This window comes from Pseudomonas sp. ML2-2023-3, from assembly GCF_037055275.1.
Lineage (GTDB): Bacteria > Pseudomonadota > Gammaproteobacteria > Pseudomonadales > Pseudomonadaceae > Aquipseudomonas.
The window spans coordinates 2,109,909-2,130,960 of record NZ_CP146343.1 but is presented as its reverse complement, the minus strand read 5'-3'; the positions used below and the strand labels follow the sequence as shown (position 1 = coordinate 2,130,960).

Genomic DNA, 21,052 nt, shown 5'->3' with positions numbered 1-21,052 from the left:
CAAAGACAGTTATCGGTCACTTGCATGCTTCCTTGCGCAGTAACCTGCCAGTCAGCTCGCGGTATTTACCACACGTAAGCACGAGTCACGTCGGTAACTGGGCGAATGCTTCTGACAGAAACCGGGACACTTTGCGCTCAGCATGGGAGAGGGTTAGCTGATTGGCACCGCTATCAACAAGCCCCTCTAAACCTTGGATTTGCTCTCGCAAAACCTTGAGATCAGAGCCAGGCTAAGAGCGCAATTGAGAGCCCGCGCAGAGCGGGCTTTTGTCGAGAAGGTTCGTTTGTTAACGGTTGAATCGTTCGACCAATGAGTACTGGGTCGTCGCTGTTTGAGTTAATTCTTTGCTGAGCTCTGCCGAGCTTCTTGCTTGTTCAGATGTTTGATCTGCAAGATTTGCGATGGTCGTAATGTTGCGACTAATCTCCTCTGCAACGGCAGTTTGCTCTTCAGTCGCTGCGGCGATCTGGGTGGTCATATCAGTAATGTGAGCTACCGCATCACTAATACCGACCAGTGCCTTGTCAGCTTCTAGTACCCAGGCGACTCCTTCTTCAGCTTGGCGATGTCCATTCTCCATGGTTTTAACAGCACTATTTGACGAGGTTTGCAGCTTGGAGATCAGGCTATGAATTTGGATGGTTGACTGAGTGGTGCGTTGTGCCAACTGACGCACCTCGTCAGCAACAACAGCGAAGCCCCGGCCCATGTCTCCAGCACGTGCAGCTTCGATCGCGGCATTCAAAGCAAGCAAGTTGGTTTGATCGGCAATACCTTTGATGACATCGACAACCGTTCCGATTTCATTGCTGTCTTTAGCTAACTGTGCAACCGCTTGACCAGTCTCTCCGACAACGATCGAGAGGCGTTGGATGGCCTCTCGGGTATCTCGAGCTACATCACGGCCCCGTCCTGTTAGCTCATTGGCTTCTTGAGTAGCGCTAGCGGTTCTCTGAACGTGGGTTGCGACCTCTTGCGTGGTCGCAGCCATCTGACTAACTGCAGCTGACACTTGCTCAGTCTCGACTCGCTGACGTTCAAGTCCGCGCGAGCTATCTGAGGCGAGGTTATCCGACCTTTCAGCCAGACCAGTGAGCTGCTCTGCGGTGTCTTGCAAACGAGTAAGGCAAGTCTTGAGCCTCGATGTCTGGCTCACAAATGCGGTTTCAAGCCGCGCCTGTGGGCCGCGCTCATCGCTATACATCTGTGCAATTAACTGATCCGAGGTTGTGGGGTCAGCCATTTTCAACAGATGCAGCGCCCCTTGATTTTTCTGACGCGAAACAATCACCCCGAAGAGAACAGATATTAATACCGCCAAGGTTAATGCCAGAGAAGTACTGAAAAATACTCCCCCTAAGGAGCCCACTAGCCCCATAGCCAAAAGTGGTAGCCAGTCCATGAGGACAGGTTGCCATTTGTCACTGCTGGGGATAGCCGACTTGCCTAGGTTTAGGCGATTGTAAAGGTTCTCTGCGCGTCGAATTTGATCGGTCGTAGGCTTAACCCTGACCGATTCATAACCAATTACCTGGCTGCCCTCGAAAATTGGAGTGACATAAGCATTCACCCAGTAATGGTCGCCACTGCTAGTTCGGTTCTTTACGATCCCCATCCAAGGTTGGCCCTGTTTGAGAGCGCCCCACATATGAGCAAATATGGCAGAGGGGACATCGGGATGTCGGACGATATTTTGGGGCGCGCCTATAAGATCTGACTTATTGAAACCGCTGATCTCGACAAAAGCATCATTGCAATACGTAATGACACCTCGTGCATCAGTTGTAGAAATAAGTTTTTGTTGCGCTCCCAAGGCAATCTCGCGCTGCGTGACCGGTTGATTGTTTCTCATTTAGATAGATCCCTTGCCCTGTGTAAAGGGTATCGGCAGCTAATATGAAAAGCTTAATAAGTATTACCATAGGGTATTTTGCACCTAGTAATCCGTCTGCGCTCGGAATGCGACCCATTGGCAACAACGAACAAGCTGCCACCAAATTCTATGAGTGCCCCATCGTTTCAACACGACCAAGGTATAAAACAGCTCCAATAAATAGCCGTTCCGTATAGGCTAAAACTTTCCTTGATAAATAAAAGCTTCGCTTACTTTATTCAAGCCACTTTACCTTACCGCCAAACACTACGAGTCATTTGTCGACAGCGTCGTAACCTGCGAAGCGTCATCATTACCACAAGCAGAACAGACCCTATTACGACCAGCTTGTTTTGCACAGTAAAGCGCATCATCCGCTCTAACAACTAACTTACTTGGGGTATCTCCCGAGGGCAGCGCGAATGCTACACCCATGCTAACAGTCACCCGAACTAGACCTTTACTTGTTGAAATCTTTGCACATTCAATCGCCAGCCGTAACTTCTCTGCAACACCGACGGCGCTTGCCCCATCCGTACATGGGAGGATCACACCAAACTCCTCCCCCCCTAACCGCCCAAAACTATCATGTGCTCGAAGTTCGGCGCAACACACAGCAACCACCTGTTTCAGAACAATATCTCCAATCGGATGCCCATACGTATCATTTACCTGCTTGAAATGATCAATATCAATCAATATCAAGCTTAACTTCGTACCGCAGGATTCTGAATCCCTGAACTCCTTCTCAAGGACTTCTAAAAAATGGCTCCTGCTCAGTGCGCCAGTTAAAATATCAACATTTACAAGTTCCCGAAGAGTTTTGTGAGCCTGCTTGAGGGCTTTTGCATCCTTCAAATGCTGCCACACGGTGGAATATATCAACAAAGCAAAAGACAGTAGCAATATCGTGACAGCACTTGCAAAAAAAATTAGCACTCTATAACGCTTACCAGATGACATCAAATAATCTTCAGGTGAAAGCTGAACAAGAACAACCAAACCAGCGTCTTCTAAGCGACGGTATGCGGTCAAGCTCTCAGACCCATCGAATGCACTAACTCCTCTATACAGCCCTTCAGGCAACGCTTCCTTACCAAAATATGGCGCACTTTCCGAAAGCAATAACTCGTCAACATTCATAGTACCGCTATCCTTTGACGCTACTGCACGAGGAACACGATCCATACCTACAAGAGCAATCAAACCATGAGCCCCGACATTAATTTTTTTATAGAAATCTGAAAAGAAATACATAGGAATTGACACTACCACGACCCCAGAGAAACTATCACCTTCAATTATTGGCCGAGTGAACTGTATAGACCAAACACCAGAAACCCGGCCAAACACGGGCTTACTAATAAACAACTTATCTATTGAGGGATTATCACGATGCACGCGAAAATGATCGCGACCACTAAGATCTACCGCACCCAAGGCTGGGGCTAGCGACGAATAAACTAGCATCCCCTCCGGAGAAATCAGCGCAACTTGAGCAACCATGCTCCCATAAAGTACAATTTCCTCTTTAACTATGCGCCCAAAATCATTTCGATCTTTAACAGCATGCTCACGCAAATCTTGAGTTAAAGTATCTATAAAACGAACCACGCTTTGAACGTGCACATCGAATGCAACGGCAAGATTCATAGCATCACTACCCGCAGCTTTTTCTACCAAAACGTTCTCTTGATCAAGCCAAGCATGGAGCGTGCCCCACATAGGCACGAGCGTAATCAATAGAAACGCGATGGCTGCTAAGCCCGCTTTCGTTTTGGTAGCACGATGCTGGTACAATCTGAACCTCCATTACTGACCAATAGCCATTAAGATAACTATTCAGATTAGTGACATAATTCAACATACCTAGACACCTGAGCATCAGCTAATCAAAGTAGCTGACTAGACCTTAAAAACAGAGCTGCACAATAGACTTACTGCAACCTCCCCCCTTTCGCCCAGAGTAATCATAGTACAAAAAACCGAACTACAGACTGAGACTAAAGGGGCAAGCTCCTTATAGCGCTTTGTTTGGTTTGATCAACTCACTGGTTCAAAATCTAAAGACAGCACCTCCAAAACATGTTGATTCGATCACTCCTTTTTTTACTTGCCGATACTTCCTGGGTAGGTTTTCAGGGCGATCAGCCCATGGTCGCCGACGATTCGTCTAGCATGAGCTCGGTCAAGTTGGGCTCTATGGGCGCAATAAACCACGCCGCAGTTGTGGTCAGTCACAACCAGTTGTGGCGGTGACATCGAGTGGGACTGACAGCCGCAGATCAGCAGCAAAGCGGACACGAAGGCGTGCTTGTTTGGTTTTTCAATCGATCAGCTTTGGCTGTCAGATTCTGCGCGAGGGTCGAGTTGGGTATTGGAATTTGCAGCATAGCCCGCATCGTTCAATCAAAAGCTAAACGCCATCAGCGAAAGTTTTATTCGGTTCCAGGGCAGCAAGAATCGCTCAGCGAAAATGAAGACTTGTGAATCGTTCAGCCCGGACATCAAATATTCCTTGGCCGGAAATACGTGTTATCGATCTGGTCAGCAGGTTTGAGAGTCTGACTGTGCTCCCAGTACTCGTGTCCACGGTTTCAGCCTAATCGGGTCGTGCGCTACGTTCTAATAGGTTAAACAAGTACATTCCGGCCAACATGGCCAATACGAATATGATGATTTGGCCGTGCCCTGTGAGCAGAATTGTTAACGCTGGCCCAGGGCAGATCCCCGCAAGACCCCAACCTATACCGAACAACAGGCTGCCGCCAATCAAGCGGGAATTCAACTCCCTTTTCATTGGAAACTGCATCGGGGCACCCAACAAGGATTGTTTGTTTTTGCGCGCCCAATTCAAGGGAATAATCGCCACCGCGATGGCCCCACCCATCACCAGTGCGAGTGATGGATCCCAGGCCCCGGCCAAATCAAGAAAAGCTAATACTTTGGCGGGATTCGCCATGCCTGCCAGGAGAAGACCAAGGCCGAAGATCAGTCCTGCAAAAAAGGCGGTCAACTTGATCATTTTCATGCTCCCACCACATGACGGATGACGTACACCGTTGCAAAGCCAGCAAACATAAAGCACATCGTTGCCGTGATGGATCGTGCTGAGAGTCGAGAGATCCCGCAAACGCCATGGCCGCTTGTACAACCAGATCCGTAACGAGTACCCACTCCGACAAGCAAGCCCGCAATGATCAGCGTCGGCCACCCTGCCTTAATCTCGATCTCTGGCATTACGGTAAACGCTCCCCACAACAACGGAGAAATTAGTAGACCAAGAAGAAATAACGCCTTCTCACTCCAACCCTCACTATCGAATCGCAGCACGCTTCCAAGCAGTCCACTGATGCCGGCGATGCGTCCATTCGCGAGAACAAACAAGCTAGCAGCCAGCCCTATCAAGGCGCCTCCAGCTAATGAAGTCCAAGGCGTGAAGTTGATCCAATCAATGCTCATTTTGCATCTCCTGCATATAAGTGGTGGTAAAAGACATGGATTTCAAAGGTGTCACCTGAGACTCTGAGCTCCCCCTAAAGGCGATCAAAGACCCTGTCGTGACCCGTATAGGATTTCAGCCCCTGAATCCGCCCCGGCTCTCCTAGAGATATCGAAGCCTCAAAAGGACACAAGATGAGGCAAGGTTCGATCAGTCCGCTTTTGGCTGGTTGCCGCATTTCAGGAGGGCCACCTCTAGGCGAATAGTGATTGCTGAACACCTCAGAAAGCCGGGGCGATTAATATTGATCCTCTAGGTATCGCAAAAATTACCGTACGCAGTTACTCAAAGTGGTTACAACGCATAACGTAAGTCAGCCACGAAGCTTGATCCTAGTCACCGGATGTGATGTGGTTGCCGATACAGAAAGACTATTCCCATTCGCCAACTATGGCGCTCGCGACTTTTATTTTTCCAGCATCACGAGGTTTCATGCAGATTGAGTTACAGGAGATTAGCGACCACCTCTATCGTTTCGCTCCTTTTGATGCCCTGCCAAAGGAGTCGGTAGACGCCATCGCTCGGCGAATTGAAGTTAGTTATTTCAAAGCCGGCAGTGACATTCTTGAAGCCGGTGCGACCATTCAGGATCTGCATTATGTTCGTAGTGGTGCGGTGGAGATTTACCGGCGTAATGGTGAGCTCTATGACCGTCTCGTCGAAGGTGACCTATTCGGTCAGGCAGGTCTGTTACGTAGCAACAAGGTACGCTTTCCCGCCCGAGCGTTGGAAGATAGCCTGATCTATTACATCCCTGCCGACGTTTTCGCTGACCTTTGTGCGCAACATGATGCTTTCGCTGACTTCGTTGAAGCAGAGGGAAACTCGAGACTCAAAACTGCTGTTGAAGCTCAGGGGCGTGCTAGTGAGCTTATTCAGCTCAAATGTCGCGCCCTTATCTCACGTCCCTTGGTGTGGGTCACGTCAGATATCTCTGTCGGCGGAGCTGCAAAAATCATGACTGAGCAAAGTGTATCCTGCGTTCTAGTCATGTCTCCAGCAGGTTTAAAGACGGCTGAAATAGAAGGGATCGTCACAGATAGAGACCTTCGCACGCGATTTGTTGCAGTGGGCCTAAACGCTGACGAAACTCGTGCCAGCGACATTATGACAGTCGATCCGGTTGTAATTGGCTCCGATGATTCAGTTTTTGAAGCCATGCTTGTGATGTTGCGCCGCAATATTCATCACTTGCCGGTTGTGCACGATGGTAATCCAATTGGCCTTATAAACCTGTCGGATATTATCAGGTACGAATCGCATAGCAGTTTGTACTTGGTTAACAGAATCTCTAACCAGACCTCAGTTGAAGGCCTGAGATCACTTTTGCGTGACCTGCGAGGAACCTATATCCGCATGGTGCGTGACGGGGCTACTGCGCACATGATCGGAAGCGCGATTTCAGGTATTGGCCGTGCCTTTACCCAGCGTTTGCTTGAGCTGGCCGAGAAAAAGTTAGGCCCGCCTCCAGTGCCTTACTGCTTTATGGTTTTGGGATCAATGGCGCGTGATGAGCAGTTGTTAGTGACTGACCAGGACAACGCGTTAGTACTCGACGACAGCTTCGATCCGATCCAACACGACTCTTACTTTCGAGCCCTGGCAACGTTTGTTAGCGATGGACTGGCCGCGTGCGGTTACAGCTACTGCAAGGGCGGGGTCATGGCGACCAACGAGCAGTGGCGACAGCCTTTGAAGGTATGGCGAAGTTACTTCGATCAGTGGATCGAAAAACCTAATCCAACTACGTTGCTTAATAGCTGTATTTTTTTCGATCTGGATGGGGTTTTTGGCAAGCTTGAGTTGGTACAAGAGCTTAAAGACCTTTGCGCTCGAAAAGCCAGTACACACCCTGTATTTCTAAGCGCAATGGCTCGTATTGCCCTTAATCGAACGCCGCCATTAGGATTCTTTCGTACTTTTGTCGTTGAGACTGACGGACAGCAAAAAAGGATCATCAACCTTAAAGGGCGTGGCACGGCACCGCTGACCGACCTTATCCGGATTCATGCACTAGCATGTGGCAGTACCGCTCAGAATTCATTTGATCGCATGGATGCTATAGCCCGCAGTAAAGTCATTCCTCCAGAAGCATTAAAGCAACTTCGGTACGCACTAGAGTTCCTGTCGATGGTGCGTATTCGACACCAGGCGGACGCACTTGAACAGGGGGCATCACTCAATAACTACATTGAGCCCGAGCGCTTTTCTAGCAGTGAACGACATAACCTCAAAGAAGCGTTTCAGGTGTTGAGCAATGGCCAAAATTTCTTGCGATTCCGATATCCTTCAAAGGGCCGCTTTTAGCGATGAAAAATCTAAAAAAGCAGCCTGAAAATAGAGTGCTGGACTGGTCTGCCGAGTTCGAGACATTGGCGAAGATTTCGGTTAATCCTCTATTACGAAAGTTCTATCAAGCTGGCGCGGTTTCAGCGCTGGCACCCATTGAGAGCGTTCAACTGCTGGCCATGGACGTAGAGACTACCGGCCTTGACTCACAGTCCCACAGCATCGTGAGTATTGGTGTTATGCCGTTCACGCTTAATCGTATTTGTTGCGGGAATTCACTCTACTGGGTGATAAAACCATCGTCCGAACTGAATGAAAAGTCAGTGACCTTTCATCACATAACCCATGCCGAAATTTTAGATGCCCCTGTGTTTGCGCAGGTGCTTGATCCTTTGCTTGAAGCCATGGCGGGCAGAGTGATTGTCGTCCATTACCGGAATATTGAGCGCGCCTTCTTGGATCAGGCAGTGCGTAGGTATTTAGGTGAAGGCCTTAAGTTTCCAGTAATCGATACGATGCAGTTAGAGGCACACTTCCATAGGCAAAAAATTAGCTGGTTCGGCCGACTGATTGGACGCAAGCAACAGTCCATACGGCTGGCAGACAGTCGCTCTAGGTTGAACCTGCCGGCTTATCACGCACATCATGCATTAACCGATGCTCTCGCGACTGCCGAGTTGTTGCAGGCGCAGATAGCAACTCACTACTCGCCACTCACACCTGTCGGTGAGTTATGGAATTGAACCAAGTTAATAGCTTCAAGGTGCAAGCAGATAGATATGTTACACCTTGAAGCTTGAGGTCAATCTTACCTATAGCCTAGCTCATACTGACTAGCGAGGCTCAGACATTAGTCCTTTCACTAGAGAGATACACCCTATCATTAGAACTATTGCGAAAGGCAACCCCGTGGATACTGCCATTGCCTGCAGTGCCACCAGACCGCCCCCCAATAGCAGAGCAATCGCAATCACGCCTTCGATTACCGCCCAGAACACCCGTTGAGGAACAGGCGCGTCAACCTTGCCTCCAGCTGTGATGGTATCGATCACCAATGAGCCGGAGTCAGAGGAAGTAATAAAGAACACTATGACCAGAATAATACCTAGGAATGAGCTGATCTCCTTGAGGGGGAGCTCTCCCAGCATGGCGAACAACTTCAGCTCTAAGACCGCGTCCTTGACTCCCATAAGGCTTTGAGTGGTCACTTGGTCAATTGCCGTACCGCCAAACGTAGTCATCCATAATACAGAAACTACTGAAGGCACAAGTAGAACAGAGATCAGAAACTCTCTGACAGTTCGACCACGACTGACGCGAGCGATAAACATGCCTACAAATGGTGACCAACTGATCCACCAAGCCCAGTAGAAGGCAGTCCAGCCTTGAGTGAACTCGATATCAGTACGTCCAAATGGGTTTGAGAGCGCAGGCAAATATTCAACATAAGTCACCAGATTTTTAAAGAATCCAGTGAAAATAGCCAGGGTCGGCCCCACAATGATTACGAACACCAACAAGAGCAGCGCAAGCCCCATATTGATCTGGGAAAGCATTTTGACGCCCTTGTCCAAGCCGGAAAGGACTGACCAAAGAGCGATTATGGTGATCCCAACGATCAGTACAACCTTGCTCAGATTCGTCGATTGAATTCCGAAGAGATATTCAATCCCTGCGGCAGCCTGTTCTGCGCCAATCCCTAAAGAGGTCGCCAAACCAAATAGCGTGGCAAATACCGCTAGTATATCGATGATATGTCCCGGCCATCCCCAGACACGCTCACCCAATAGTGGATAAAAAATTGAGCGTATTGAAAGTGGCAAGCCTTTGTTATAAGAAAACAACGCTAAAGACAGCGCCACAATCGCGTATATAGCCCAAGGATGGAGTCCCCAGTGAAAGATTGTAGCCGCCATCGCCAAGTCAGCAGATGCCTTCATATCACCTTCGGCACCTCCTAGGGGCGCCCAATCCGTGCGTAAACCGCTCGCATCGACTGTCACACCTCCCATTGAAGCAGCGTAATGCGACATGGGTTCGGCTACCCCATAAAACATCAACCCAATGCCCATCCCCGCAGCAAAAAGCATTGAAAACCAACCGACGTAACTATGGTCTGGTTTGGCATCTCTACCGCCCAAACGAACCTTGCCCAGCGGAGAGAAAATAAGTGCAATGCATAGCAAGACAAAAACGTTCGCAATGCTCATGAAGAGCCAGGCTAGATGGCTGGTTAGCCAGTTTCGAATGGAGCTAAAAAGGGGTTCTACTTCATTCTGCAATGCCAGCGTCAAAATCACGAATAGTAAAATGGTAGCTGCTGAAATGATGAAAACTTTACCGTGGATATCGAGTGAGAACGAAAACTCTCCCTTGATGTTGTCTTGACCAATGACATAGTCAGTATCGATAAGATTGGCCGCTCCAGTAGGAGCAGGAATGCCTTCACTGGGTTGAGAAGGTGTGTTTGGACTATCATCCGTAGGCTTTCCAACCATAAGATTCCCCTTTTGAGATTCACGTCATAAAACGTGTAATTATCATTATCCCCGCTGTTCCTATGGTAAAACGAGATTTTAGCCAAGCTATCCTAGCAAGCTTTGGGAACAAAATTTCTAAAACCTCAGCTCTTTTAACTTCTTACCAGAGACTTCTCTCGCGTAGCCTTGGCAGGCTTGCAACGCGATTAGTCCCTGATCGCCGTCACCGTAGACTCCGATAATTCGTTGGGCATGCGCTGGAACAAGTTGGGTTCTAAGGGCACCATAAGCCATGCCGCCGGCACCGGTGGTAGGTTGCACTGCGTCACAACCATTCGTAGCTCCGTCGAGTTGGACTTACAGCCGCAGGCCGGCAGTAGCAAGCGATCACCCAAGCGTGATTGTTTGGTTTTTGCATAGGTCAGAGTTCGGCAATAGGATCGGTCACTGGCTGCCAGCAATTGCTCTAGGGTAAGGAGCTTGCCCTGCTCTGCCAGAACCCGCGTGGGGCTGGCATTGGCCAGAAGGGTGAACTTGGTTTGGTGGGCAGCTTCCTTGGCGACCAATTGCTCATCGTAGGCGTGGCCTGCCACGGCCATGCAGTTCACGCGCTACCCACCATCAGGGCAAGGATGATCAGCAGCACCCAACACCGTATCCTCCATCACGCCAACACCTTGAGCGCTTGGGCATACAGCGCCTGCCGATCGGCCACTCCATTCTGGTCACCATTGATGCGCTGGGTGATCCTGTCGAACTGACTAGTGTCGGCAAAGGTGTTGCCGGTCTCTTTGCCAACTCGCCCCGTCGGTGCGATTAAACGCTTGTGGCTCCGGTCGTGCCTAGGGATATTCTCTAGCTCTCAGCTTAAGTAATACAAACACTCATCCACGCACGGAACTATGAACTGGGGGGGGCTGTTTTTAAAGTCGATGTCGCTAATACGACGGGGAAAACCGTCCTTGTTTATCAGGTTATTGTTTTGATACTCAGCAGGGGCGGTCAGGATGGGTCGTAATCTGGGGGAGTTGGCTAACACTAAGCTTCTATGGCCAAAAACGCACAGATTTCAGCGTCAGATAGGAGTTACTCAAGAGCCTCTGGAGATGCTTGAATTCTCCGCCGAGAAGATCAACCACCTATCTCAAATAACATACCAAAAGGGCCCTCGAACGGCCCTTTTGTACTCAAACCAAAATCACTTGGTCAGCCAGGACTCAACGGTATCTGAGCCGTGTTCTGCCTTCCACTCCTTCAGACCTTTGTGATTCCCACCTTTGGTTTCGATGACCTCGCCAGTGTACGGATTTTTGTAGACCTTCACCTGACGTGGTTTACGAGTGCCAGCTTTGGATTTCACTACTGGAGTGCTGCGGCCAGTCTGAGGATCCAACAAGTTGATGATGTTAGACAGGCTGTAACCGTATTCAGCAAGCAGAGCGCGCAGCTTCGACTCAAACTCTATTTCCTTTTTGAGGCCAGCATCGCCTTTCAGTGTTTCGAGAGCCTCGAGTTGTTCGGCAAGGTGTTTTTCGAGTTGGCGAAATTCAGCAAGTTTTGACATGTTTAATCTCTACGTAGTTAGTCCCATAACAATACACCAACTTTGGAGTTTTCCGCCAATCGTTTAGGTATAAGATCCATGAGTAACGATCACGAAGGCGCGCACTGTGGAGTCTGGGCTCACACTCTAATTTTATTCGTTCCCTGTCAAAAGCGAAGTATTGAGGTCAACATCTTTGTGGCATGGATGTGTCTATGAAACTAGGGGTTATTCAGGATGATGTGCTGAGTATTCTGAGATTTACCCAGCAGCTGCAGACGCGGCTGTGCTTTATAGGTCGGTTGAGCAAGGGCGAATCGCGACTTACTCCGCTCACGCCGAGTATCTCACTAGCGAGATACTGAAAATCATGCCCGTCGGGACATTGCCGACCAATTTGAAGGGTTCCCGTCTTGAGGCAGATTTGGGTATGTAGATCGGACACCGGGCCCAGCCCAAGCAGGCCTTTTAAATCCACTGAATGTCCAGTCACGCCTCGGGCTACTTCAACGGCTTCTTGCGGATTGACCTGCTGACTAAGGTAACCATCGCCCTGCCTCTGCCCAAAGTCGTCGGTGTGTGTAAATCGATGTAAGCGCCTCCTAAAACAGGCATATTGGATTGTAGAGCGTAGCCACAGTGTTAATTGGTCAGTACAGCCGCTATTTTTGGGAGCATGAATCTTGTCAGCTGAAAGTAGTACCAAGATGATTACAGCCCATACCCCGTGGACGGTTTTTCTGGTGTTCTTGCGCTTGGGATTCATCTCCTTCGGAGGGCCAATTGCACACCTAGGTTACTTCCGCGAAGAGTTTGTTGTTCGGCGCCAATGGCTCAGTGAGCGCAGTTATATCGATTTGGTCGCCCTGTGCCAGTTTCTGCCAGGGCCTGCCAGTAGCCAGGTAGGCATAGGTTTGGGGCTATCGCGTGCTGGTTTCTCTGGAGCAGTTGCCGCGTGGGCTGGGTTTACACTGCCATCGGCAATAATCCTCGTTTTGTTTGCGCAAGGGATGTCCGCGTGGGGAAATGCATTCCCAAGCGGTCTTTTGCACGGACTTAAGATCGTCGCGGTTGCTGTTGTTGCTCAAGCCGTCTGGGGAATGGCGCGCAATATTTGTACTGATGTACCCAGGGTAACCATCGCTGTGTTTGCAGCTTGCGCAGCACTCATCTGGCCAAATGCCTGGGGGCAGATCGCCGTGATTATCTGCAGTGCTGTCATCGGTCTGATGCTTTTCAAGCCTGCTCAACAGCATACTGCTGGGCCCCTTCCAATATCAGTTAGCCGAAAAGTAGGTCTGGTATCGTTGGTGGTATTCTTTGGCTTATTGGTAGGCCTACCATTTTTGATCCAGGTTTGGCCCTCTGAAGCACTAGCTATGACGAATGCCTTTTTCCGAGCAGGGTCATTAGTTTTTGGAGGGGGGCATGTTGTACTACCGTTACTTCAGTCTGCGACCGTATTCAACGGATGGGTAACCAACGACACATTCATTGCTGGGTATGGCTTAGCACAGGCCGTACCGGGCCCGCTCTTTACCTTCGCAGCATTTCTCGGAGCGTCCATGAACGCCCAACCCTCTGGTTGGATCGGAGCTACGGTATGCCTGGTCGCTATCTTCGCACCTTCATTCCTACTCGTAATCGGCGTGCTGCCATTCTGGGAGCAACTACGACATAGTTTTCGCACCCAATCGGCCCTTGCAGGAATTAATGCGGGAGTAGTAGGGCTACTCTTGGCGGCCTTATATAACCCAGTCTGGACGAGTGCAATTTTGAAACCTCAAGACTTCGGTTTGGCGCTGATAGCCCTTGTCGCCCTAATGTTTTGGAGGGTTCCCCCATGGGTAGTCGTCTTGGGCAGTGGAATGCTTGGATGGTGGCTCAGCGGTGTACTTTGAAAGCAAGCATCAGCCAAAGGTATCTTGATCTGTATAGGAGGTTATTGATGTCAGTAGCGCGGATGCTATAGGATCTTATCAGGAGATGGCATTCCTCCTTTAACCGCCTTGTGCTGATGATGCCTACGTGAACCCTAGACAGGGTGCGTAGGTGTCGCTCCCTGTCCCTAATTTAGGACAGGATATGATCTTACTTTTCGTGCTTCGCCCATCTTACAGCGCTGTCCCTCTGCATGCTTGGCCCTCCAGGTTTGGTAAGGAGTGCTCGTCATGCTGAAATCATTGATCGTCATTGCCATCGGCGCCTCAGTTGGTGCTTGGTTACGCTGGCTTTTGGGTATAAAGCTGAACGCTCTATTTCCTACGATTCCTCCCGGGACTGTAGTCGCGAACATGGTCGGGGGTTATCTCATAGGGCTGACCATCGCCTTCTTGGCTGCATCGCCTTCGCTCAGCCCTGAATGGCGCCTCCTGATCATCACCGGATTTTGTGGTGGTCTTACCACTTTTTCTACATTTTCAGCCGAAACAGTCACCTTGATTCAGGAGGGAAAACTGCTCTGGGCGCTTGGCTCAATTTCGTTGCACGTGGTTGGTTCGCTGGCGATGACCGCTGCAGGGCTTCTTTCATACCAAGTGATTGGTACTCGCTGAGGAGATAGACATGAAAGGCTTTATGGTCGTTTTCTTTACTCAACGTAACCGTCGCTATCAGAGAATGATGTTAGGCGAATGGATAGTCGATTTGCCAAAAGAAATGGGCCCACTTGGGAGAGATCCGTCCGACGCAACCACTTCTACAACATCGGAGGTATGAACATGAGCTACGCGGACATTCCTGCTGGTAACGCGATCCCCGATGACTTCTTCACAGTTATTGAGATCCCTGCAAACCACTCGCCGATCAAGTACGAGGTCGACAAGCAGAGCAGACAGATCTTCGTTGACCGCTTCCTAAGCACACCGATGTTCTATCCGGCCAACTACGGGTTCATTCCAAATACGTTGAGCGATGACGGAGATCCTCTTGACGTCCTGGTGGTTTGCCCTTATCCCGTCTCACCTGGAGTTGTCATCCGCAGTCGCCCGGTGGGTGTGATGTACATGACTGACGAAGCCGGAGCGGATGCCAAGGTGATCGCTGTGCCTCATGAAAAACTCAGCTCGATGTACAGCGACGTAAAGGAGTGCTCAGACCTCCCTGCGCTACTCCTCGCACAGATCCAGCATTTCTTTGAAAACTACAAAGCATTGGAGCCGGGTAAGTGGGTGAAGATGGGGCGTTGGGGGAGCGCGGATGAGGCGCGGGAAGAGATTCGCAAGTCGGTAGCTGCGTATATTCCCAAGTAGGTTTCACTCCAAATTGAAAGCATCAGCCGGGAGTCAGAACTGAGGGGCAAGTGATTTGCCTCTCAGTCGCTCGGGACATCAAATGTCGAGGGAACCACACGCATAGAAAAGTGGATGGCTATGCTGCGCATGACTCAACTCAATCAAAGTCATTCCAGAATATCGGCCTTTGATAACCCACTTATGGGGTCGCGCTAGCATGCATTTGACGATTTCCTATTTGACTAAGGTGATTGGTATATCTGAGAGCTGAATCACCTTTGCCGCGACAGAGCCCAGAAAAATCCCTGCAAGAAAGCCGTTGCCATGTGAGCCTAGGATGATGTTGTTACATCCTAAAGAGTGTGAGCACGCCACGATTTGGCTTGCTGCATCGCCTTGTAAGGTGTGAAGTGTAAATGCAACCCCTTCCTGCTTCAGAAGCACCCCAGCTTTTTGTGAGCTCTCAGCACTTTTATCACCGTAGTAACGATCAATCTCATCCGCTCTCATGTCGTGTGCAATTCGAGTTGGTAACAGTGGCTGTACATTCACCAGATGTACCTCAACACTACCGCCCAGTAATCCGCCATCTTGGATTAGCCCAATAAGGTAACGCACTGCGCGCTCCGAGTGCTCGGAGCCATCGACAGCTACAAGTATTTTATGCATTTTCTAAATCCTCTTTCAGTGGCATGAAGATGCTTGTCGTTAGGGGATTGCCAGCTTGCAATCAGTTCTACTCGGACAGGCGGATTCGAATCTGTTTTTCAATCTCGATGATCGCAAAGAGCGCAACACCGACCCCGATGATAAGTAGGCCATCAAGGAAGGGGATCGCTTCTGTGGCAAACACCTTTTGCAGAGGTGGCGCGTAGGTGATGGCGAACTGGGCCAAGGTAACCACTGCGACGGTCATCCACACGACCTTGGTGCCACGAATGCCCTTCCAGGTGAGCGATGTGCTGTAGAGATTACGAATAAAGAACAGATGGAAAATTTCCATCACGACTAGCGTATTCACCGCGATGGTTCGGGCCAACTCCACGGAGTAGCCACGGTCGAGCGCATACGAAAAAATGCCGTAAACACCACAGAGGAACAGAATAGAAACAAGCACCATATGCCAGACTAAAGCACCGCTTATCAATGGCTCTTTGCGCGAACGAGGCGGTCTGCGCATGGTGTTATCTTCGGTGGGCTCGAATGCCAACGCTATGCCGAGCGTTACTGCGGTTATAAGATTAATCCACAGAATCTGTATCGGCGTCACCGGCAGTGTAAGGCCGAGGAGCAGGGCCACGATGATGGTCATGGCTTCACCTGCGCTTGTGGGAAGCGTCCAGCTCAGGACTTTCTTAATATTGTCGTAGACTGTACGCCCCTCGCGCACTGCAGCAACGATGGACGCGAAGTTGTCATCAGCCAGCACCAAGTCGGCAGCTTCCTTGGCGGCGTCACTACCTTTTCCCCCCATAGCGATGCCAGCATCGGCACGCTTTAGCGCTGGTGCGTCATTAACGCCATCGCCCGTCATTGCCACTGTCATGCCATTCGACTGCAGCAGCATGACCAACCTGAGTTTATGTTCAGGGCTGGTACGAGCAAAGATATTGACTTCCTTTACCGCCTCCTTGAGGGCGGCATCGTTCATGGAGTCCAGGTCTACACCAGTCAGCACCTTGTCGGGATTATGCAAGCCAATCTGACGACCGATTGCGGCGGCGGTGCCGCCATGATCGCCAGTGATCATTTTTACAACAATTCCCGCTGCCTGGCATTGTTGAACTGCCTTTATCGTCTCGGGTCTAGGCGGATCAATTAGCCCGACCATGCCCAACAAGGTTAACTTCCCTTGCACGTCCCCAAACTCCAACACAGTGTGCTCTGGCTGAACTGACCTAGCTGCAAACGCCAATACACGCTGCCCTTTTGCGGCGATGGTGTTTGCCTGTTCGTACCAGTAGTCCGCGTTAAGGGGCTCAGTCACGCCATCGGTTACGAACTGCCGCGTGCTCATGGCCAGTATTTGCTCTGGCGCACCTTTTACATAGATAGAAGCATGGCGATTATGGTTGTGATGGAGGGTCGCCATAAAACGGTGTTTCGCGTCAAACGGAATGGCATCGCTTCGTGGCCAGGTACGATGATCTTCATCGCTATCTATTCCGGTTTTTCCGGAAAACGCTAGCAAGGCTCCCTCCATCGGATCGCCTTCAACCGTCCATAAGTCTTTATTCTGGCGCAGCACGGCATCGTTGCAGAGACCTGCTGCTCGCCCCAATTCTGAGAGCGCAGGGTGAGACGATATCTCGATCAGCTGATCGGCAATCCTGAAGCCTCCCGCTGGCTGATAACCTGCGCCATCGACCGTGAAGAGAAGATCGTTCGTGACGACCGATGCGACCATCATTTCGTTGCGGGTCAGTGTTCCAGTTTTGTCAGTGCAGATGACGGATACCGAGCCTAGTGTTTCGATGGCAGGCAGGCGACGCACGATAGCGTTGCGGCGAGCCATTGCGCGAACTCCGACAGCCAACGTGATGGTAAGGACGGCGGGCAATCCTTCAGGTATCGCCGCTACTGACATCCCGACTACGATCATGAAAATCTCTGTGAACTCGTAGTGCGCGACATAATGGCCGAACACGAGCAGAAGTCCACCGACTAGCAAGATCAAGATCGTCAGCCAACGTGCAAAGACGTTCATTTGCTGCACCAGCGGAGTTGTCAGCGTTTCTACTCCAGCAATTAGCGTACTGATGCGGCCGATCTCAGCTGCAGCTGCGGTAGCAACTACAACCCCTGTAGCTTGTCCGCATGTCACGAGCGTACCGCTGAACGCCATGCAGGTACGATCACCCAGAGCGGCTTTAAGGCCCACTGGTTCGGTATGCTTTTCTGCGGGTACGGACTCACCTGTGAGAATTGCTTCTTGAATTTGTAGTCTGTTCACGTGCAGCAGACGTAGATCAGCAGGGACTTTGTCTCCCGCCTCCAGCAATACGATATCGCCCGGTACTAGCTCCTCGCCCACAATACTTAAGCGTTGGCCTGCGCGAATCACGGCGGCGTGCGGTGCCAGCATCTGCCGGATAGCGTCCATGGCTTTTTCCGCTTTGCCTTCCTGGACGTAGCCAATGATTGCGTTTGCAATGACCACCGCCAGAATCACCACCGTATCCCACAGATGCTGCAGCATCGCGGTAATCGCAGCGGATCCTAGAAGCACATAAATCAGAATGTTGTGAAATTGCAGCATGAATCGCAGCCAGGCGGGTCGCCGTGCGGCTTCTGGCAAACGATTGAAACCAGTGCGGTCAAGCCGGGCTTGAACTTCGGCGGCCTCCAGCCCGACATGCTCATTGACCTCAAGCAGGTTTGTCACCTGCTCTGCAGGTAGGGAGTGCCAGGCCACGGAATGCGGAGGGATTGGTGTTTGCCCCGTTGATGCGTCGACCACCTGCTTCATCAATGAGTATCTCCTGTGCACACAGCTCAAGTGAGACGGGCTGAGGTGATCATGAGCGAGCGTGGGAATATAAGGCTGAAAACATTATTTTCGGTCTTACATCCTATAGTTCCTTCTAGCTGACAGGAACTATAGATGTAACGCAATCAACCGGCTGGCAATTACTGATGTAGATCAAACTATCAGCAGCAATTAATGTGACAAAATGTTTTGGTGAGAAGTTTAATCTTCTAGATTTTTATCTAATATTGCATGCAACCGAGCACTGCGCGAAGCAAAAACGGGGAGGCATAAATACTACTGCTGCTTTTAAGAAAACTCTGTTTATTCACTATATGGCATGCAGTTTTTGCAATATTCCTGTGTTGCCTTGTAAAACCCGGAATATTAATGCTTTCAACTTAATCCCAGTTATGCATAGCGCCCTAACTTGATTTAGCTACGTTATCAACCTGGGACTCTTCCAGCGCCTCCGGTGCTTCTAGCAGCTCGGTAATAACGCTGAAGTCACTCACTTCAACGGCACCTAGCCCATAGCCAAGCAGGTGGAACGAGAACGCTTTACGCGGCTGCGTATTATCGAAACTGAAGTCCATCTCCAGCGGCTGATCGGCAGTGACGACCATTTCTGCTGGCAGCCCCAGTGGCACATCCTGCTCCAACTCCTTGGCTTTCAGCAGGATGTAAGCGTTCTGCTGTGGATCTAAAGAGCGCACGGTCAGGCGCACGCGTGTTTGTGAGCCCTTGGGCATTTCCAGATACTGAGCACCGATCAGGTTGTCAGCCCAGTCATCCTTGATCTGTGCCTGAAGCGGGATGATGGTGGGACTGCCGAACTGGTAGTGCTGGTTCAACGGTGTCCGGATCAGCGAATGATCCAGCGCCGAGGCTTTTGATGTGATTTCTCGTGCTCGTTTGCCCCCGTACTGTCCAGCAAGGGTAGCGTGGTCGGCAATGAACCCTGCGCTATTGTAATTCCTGCAACGTTGTTGAAAGTCACACTCGATCAAGGTGCCTTGGCCATCGTGATAACGCAGCTTGTCGTTGGTGAACGACATGATCTCGCGGCCTGTTTCATAGTCACGAAACAGCGAGCGACCGCTCAAGGCTGAGGGGACAGGTAAGGCGAAATAGTCGAGTATTGAGGCACTCAGATCGACATGCCCGTAGACCCCAGACTTTACCTTGGGCAACTGATCCTGCTCGGGCGCTAACATCAGGTTGAAACCCCAAGAGGAAGCTAGGCGCACTCCATCAATTCCGTGAGATTCGTCCGAGGTGATCACCACCAAGGTGTTTTTCAAGATGCCTTGGCGTTCCAGGCCGTTGAGGAATTGCCCTAGGGCATCATCCAGATATCCGACGGCAGCCTGCTTGGGTGTGTCGTAGCGCTCAAGATAGTCCTGAGGGGCCGAATAGGGTTGGTGGGTGCCAACGGTCAGCAGGGTCAGCATCCATGGTTTTTTCTGCTTTTTCAGCTGGCCGACGTAGTCGAGTGCCCCTTCGAAGAACGCCTTGTCGTCTTTGCCCCAAGGAAAATCTAGATAGTTGCTATTGGTGAACCATTCCAAGCCGTGGGTAGCATCGAAGCCAATGTGCGGCATGATCTTGTCTTTGGCCATGAATCTAAGGCCTGCACCCTGAAGGTAGTGCGTGGCGAATCCGTTCTTGTGCAGTTGGGCTGGGAGGCACGCCTTGTTCCGTTTGTTCTGGGTCAACATCTCAACCCCCTTGGGCGTTCCGTTGTCCAGTTTGTCGTAATCGCCGCAAAGCATAGCGTAAAGGCCGCGAATGGTTTGATGGCTATGCAGTACATAATCCGGCGTATTCATTCCGCGTTCTGCCCAGCGACTGAGGTTGGGCATGAGATTTTCTTGATAGCTGCTGTGCAGGGCTTGGCGGTTGACGCCAACGTAGGCACCAGGAATACCTTCCAGCGCGATGATCAACACATTTCGCGCCCGCCCTGGTGCCGCGAGCAATTTCTGTCCGTCCAGATCGAGTTGAGTAAGCCCCGCCATTTGCGGTGGAACATCGACAACATCACGCTCCAGCCACTCTTCTGCGCTTGCCTGAACATCGCCAACGCTCGCGGCCATCAACTGATGTGGCAGGTTGAACAAGCGCCACTGGTCTTCTTCTGAGGGGTACAGGTGCTGAGCACCCCAATGGGTGATCAACAGCAGTAGCGGTGCTGCCCACGCGTTTCGTGGCAAGCTCGGAGACGTAGCGGAGCGTCCTAGGTACTGCGTGACCAGCCAAACCACCAGCCCAAGAAACAGAGTAGCGGCCAGCCAAGGCTGGGCGAAACCACCCCCGGTAGAGTTTTCCAAAAACTGAGGGTCGATCAGGTAGTGCAGGTCTGATGAGTTGGGAAGCCTACCGACCGCGCTGACCAGTTCGGCAGTCGCCAGAGTCATAAGCCCCCATGCCAGCAATACCGGTAGCGCTAACCACCAAGGACAGCGATGCAAGAGTACGATGAGCAGGCTCGCAATTCCCAGATCTGAAAGATAGCCAAGTGGATTCGACCAACCCAGAGCTGCACGCAGGCACAAAGGCATGATCAGAACCAGTCCGATCAAGGCGATGAGACGTGCACGGGGTTGACTTAACCAGCGATGGATAACGTTCACGCAAAGGCCTTCCAGACATTAAAT

Annotated in this window: 15 protein-coding genes and 1 riboswitch; of the genes, 5 read left to right on the top strand and 10 right to left on the bottom strand. The window is 50.7% G+C overall.

The genetic code is table 11. From position 1 onward, the window contains the following. Positions 1-289: 289 nt before the first annotated feature. The 4 genes from V6P94_RS09905 to V6P94_RS09890 form a co-directional block, all read right to left on the bottom strand. Entirely contained in the window at positions 290-1,855 is a 1,566-nt protein-coding gene (locus V6P94_RS09905; RefSeq protein ID WP_095023400.1) for a PAS domain-containing methyl-accepting chemotaxis protein, read from the bottom strand. Between the two features lie 288 nt (positions 1,856-2,143). After that, a complete protein-coding gene (locus tag V6P94_RS09900) occupies positions 2,144-3,676 on the bottom strand; it encodes a sensor domain-containing diguanylate cyclase (protein WP_106117508.1) in 1,533 nt (510 codons plus the stop codon). Between the two features lie 802 nt (positions 3,677-4,478). After that, positions 4,479-4,901 (bottom strand): DUF6691 family protein, encoded by a 423-nt coding sequence (locus V6P94_RS09895; protein ID WP_106117509.1) that lies wholly within the window; start codon positions 4,899-4,901, stop codon positions 4,479-4,481. A 2-nt stretch (positions 4,902-4,903) separates the two neighbouring features. After that, positions 4,904-5,338 (bottom strand): YeeE/YedE family protein, encoded by a 435-nt coding sequence (locus V6P94_RS09890; RefSeq protein ID WP_019822702.1) that lies wholly within the window; start codon positions 5,336-5,338, stop codon positions 4,904-4,906. A gap of 472 nt (positions 5,339-5,810) precedes the next feature. Here V6P94_RS09890 and V6P94_RS09885 point away from each other — a divergent pair, with 472 nt between their 5' ends. Together V6P94_RS09885 and V6P94_RS09880 are read left to right on the top strand one after the other, a co-directional pair. Then, positions 5,811-7,685 carry a DUF294 nucleotidyltransferase-like domain-containing protein gene (locus V6P94_RS09885; RefSeq protein WP_037031797.1) on the top strand — a complete coding sequence of 625 codons (1,875 nt, stop codon included), beginning with the start codon at positions 5,811-5,813 and terminating at the stop codon, positions 7,683-7,685. Positions 7,686-7,687: 2 nt separating this feature from the next. Beyond that, the gene (locus V6P94_RS09880) at positions 7,688-8,410 is read left to right on the top strand and encodes a 3'-5' exonuclease (protein ID WP_019822698.1); all 723 of its coding nucleotides are present in this window, start codon (positions 7,688-7,690) and stop codon (positions 8,408-8,410) included. A 90-nt stretch (positions 8,411-8,500) separates the two neighbouring features. On the opposite strand, the gene V6P94_RS09875 is transcribed toward V6P94_RS09880, so the two are convergent. From V6P94_RS09875 to V6P94_RS09860, 3 genes are all read right to left on the bottom strand, one after another. Next, positions 8,501-10,165 (bottom strand): BCCT family transporter, encoded by a 1,665-nt coding sequence (locus V6P94_RS09875; RefSeq protein WP_095023404.1) that lies wholly within the window; start codon positions 10,163-10,165, stop codon positions 8,501-8,503. Positions 10,166-10,353: 188 nt separating this feature from the next. Beyond that, the gene (locus V6P94_RS09870; protein ID WP_338649296.1) at positions 10,354-10,755 is read right to left on the bottom strand and encodes a hypothetical protein; all 402 of its coding nucleotides are present in this window, start codon (positions 10,753-10,755) and stop codon (positions 10,354-10,356) included. A gap of 590 nt (positions 10,756-11,345) precedes the next feature. Beyond that, entirely contained in the window at positions 11,346-11,711 is a 366-nt protein-coding gene (locus V6P94_RS09860) for a histone-like nucleoid-structuring protein, MvaT/MvaU family (protein ID WP_095019784.1), read from the bottom strand. Between the two features lie 686 nt (positions 11,712-12,397). On the opposite strand from V6P94_RS09860, the gene chrA reads away from it, so the two are divergent. The 3 genes from chrA (at position 12,398) to ppa (ending at position 14,941) form a co-directional block, all read left to right on the top strand. Beyond that, on the top strand, positions 12,398-13,591 hold the full coding sequence (gene chrA / locus V6P94_RS09855) for a chromate efflux transporter (RefSeq protein WP_338649295.1): 1,194 nt from the start codon (positions 12,398-12,400) through the stop codon (positions 13,589-13,591). Positions 13,592-13,663: 72 nt separating this feature from the next. Beyond that, positions 13,664-13,724, top strand: a riboswitch (Fluoride riboswitch). A gap of 137 nt (positions 13,725-13,861) precedes the next feature. After that, positions 13,862-14,245 (top strand): fluoride efflux transporter CrcB, encoded by a 384-nt coding sequence (gene crcB / locus V6P94_RS09850; protein WP_019822688.1) that lies wholly within the window; start codon positions 13,862-13,864, stop codon positions 14,243-14,245. A gap of 165 nt (positions 14,246-14,410) precedes the next feature. Further along, positions 14,411-14,941 carry an inorganic diphosphatase gene (gene ppa / locus V6P94_RS09840; RefSeq protein ID WP_322151149.1) on the top strand — a complete coding sequence of 177 codons (531 nt, stop codon included), beginning with the start codon at positions 14,411-14,413 and terminating at the stop codon, positions 14,939-14,941. A 216-nt stretch (positions 14,942-15,157) separates the two neighbouring features. Here ppa and V6P94_RS09835 read toward each other — a convergent pair whose 3' ends face one another. The 3 genes from V6P94_RS09835 to V6P94_RS09825 all read right to left on the bottom strand — a co-directional run bounded on the left by V6P94_RS09835 (position 15,158) and on the right by V6P94_RS09825 (position 21,028). Beyond that, a complete protein-coding gene (locus V6P94_RS09835; protein ID WP_095019788.1) occupies positions 15,158-15,592 on the bottom strand; it encodes a universal stress protein in 435 nt (144 codons plus the stop codon). A 67-nt stretch (positions 15,593-15,659) separates the two neighbouring features. Beyond that, positions 15,660-18,392: a cation-transporting P-type ATPase gene (locus V6P94_RS09830; protein WP_095025396.1), complete on the bottom strand. Its 2,733-nt coding sequence runs from the start codon at positions 18,390-18,392 to the stop codon at positions 15,660-15,662. Between the two features lie 425 nt (positions 18,393-18,817). Further along, complete coding sequence (locus tag V6P94_RS09825) at positions 18,818-21,028, bottom strand: LTA synthase family protein (protein ID WP_095019790.1); 2,211 nt, start codon at positions 21,026-21,028, stop codon at positions 18,818-18,820. Between the last annotated feature and the right edge of the window lie 24 nt (positions 21,029-21,052).

Excerpts from the sequence above, each read along its gene's own strand:
- V6P94_RS09905 (WP_095023400.1), bottom strand. The coding sequence starts at position 1,855 with ATGAGAAACAATCAACCGGTCACGCAGCGCGAGATTGCCTTGGGAGCG.
- V6P94_RS09895 (WP_106117509.1), bottom strand. The coding sequence starts at position 4,901 with ATGATCAAGTTGACCGCCTTTTTTGCAGGACTGATCTTCGGCCTTGGT.
- V6P94_RS09890 (WP_019822702.1), bottom strand. The coding sequence starts at position 5,338 with ATGAGCATTGATTGGATCAACTTCACGCCTTGGACTTCATTAGCTGGA.
- V6P94_RS09885 (WP_037031797.1), top strand. The coding sequence starts at position 5,811 with ATGCAGATTGAGTTACAGGAGATTAGCGACCACCTCTATCGTTTCGCT.
- V6P94_RS09880 (WP_019822698.1), top strand. The coding sequence starts at position 7,688 with ATGAAAAATCTAAAAAAGCAGCCTGAAAATAGAGTGCTGGACTGGTCT.
- V6P94_RS09875 (WP_095023404.1), bottom strand. The coding sequence starts at position 10,165 with ATGGTTGGAAAGCCTACGGATGATAGTCCAAACACACCTTCTCAACCC.
- V6P94_RS09860 (WP_095019784.1), bottom strand. The coding sequence starts at position 11,711 with ATGTCAAAACTTGCTGAATTTCGCCAACTCGAAAAACACCTTGCCGAA.
- chrA (WP_338649295.1), top strand. The coding sequence starts at position 12,398 with ATGATTACAGCCCATACCCCGTGGACGGTTTTTCTGGTGTTCTTGCGC.
- crcB (WP_019822688.1), top strand. The coding sequence starts at position 13,862 with ATGCTGAAATCATTGATCGTCATTGCCATCGGCGCCTCAGTTGGTGCT.
- ppa (WP_322151149.1), top strand. The coding sequence starts at position 14,411 with ATGAGCTACGCGGACATTCCTGCTGGTAACGCGATCCCCGATGACTTC.
- V6P94_RS09835 (WP_095019788.1), bottom strand. The coding sequence starts at position 15,592 with ATGCATAAAATACTTGTAGCTGTCGATGGCTCCGAGCACTCGGAGCGC.
- V6P94_RS09830 (WP_095025396.1), bottom strand. The coding sequence starts at position 18,392 with ATGAAGCAGGTGGTCGACGCATCAACGGGGCAAACACCAATCCCTCCG.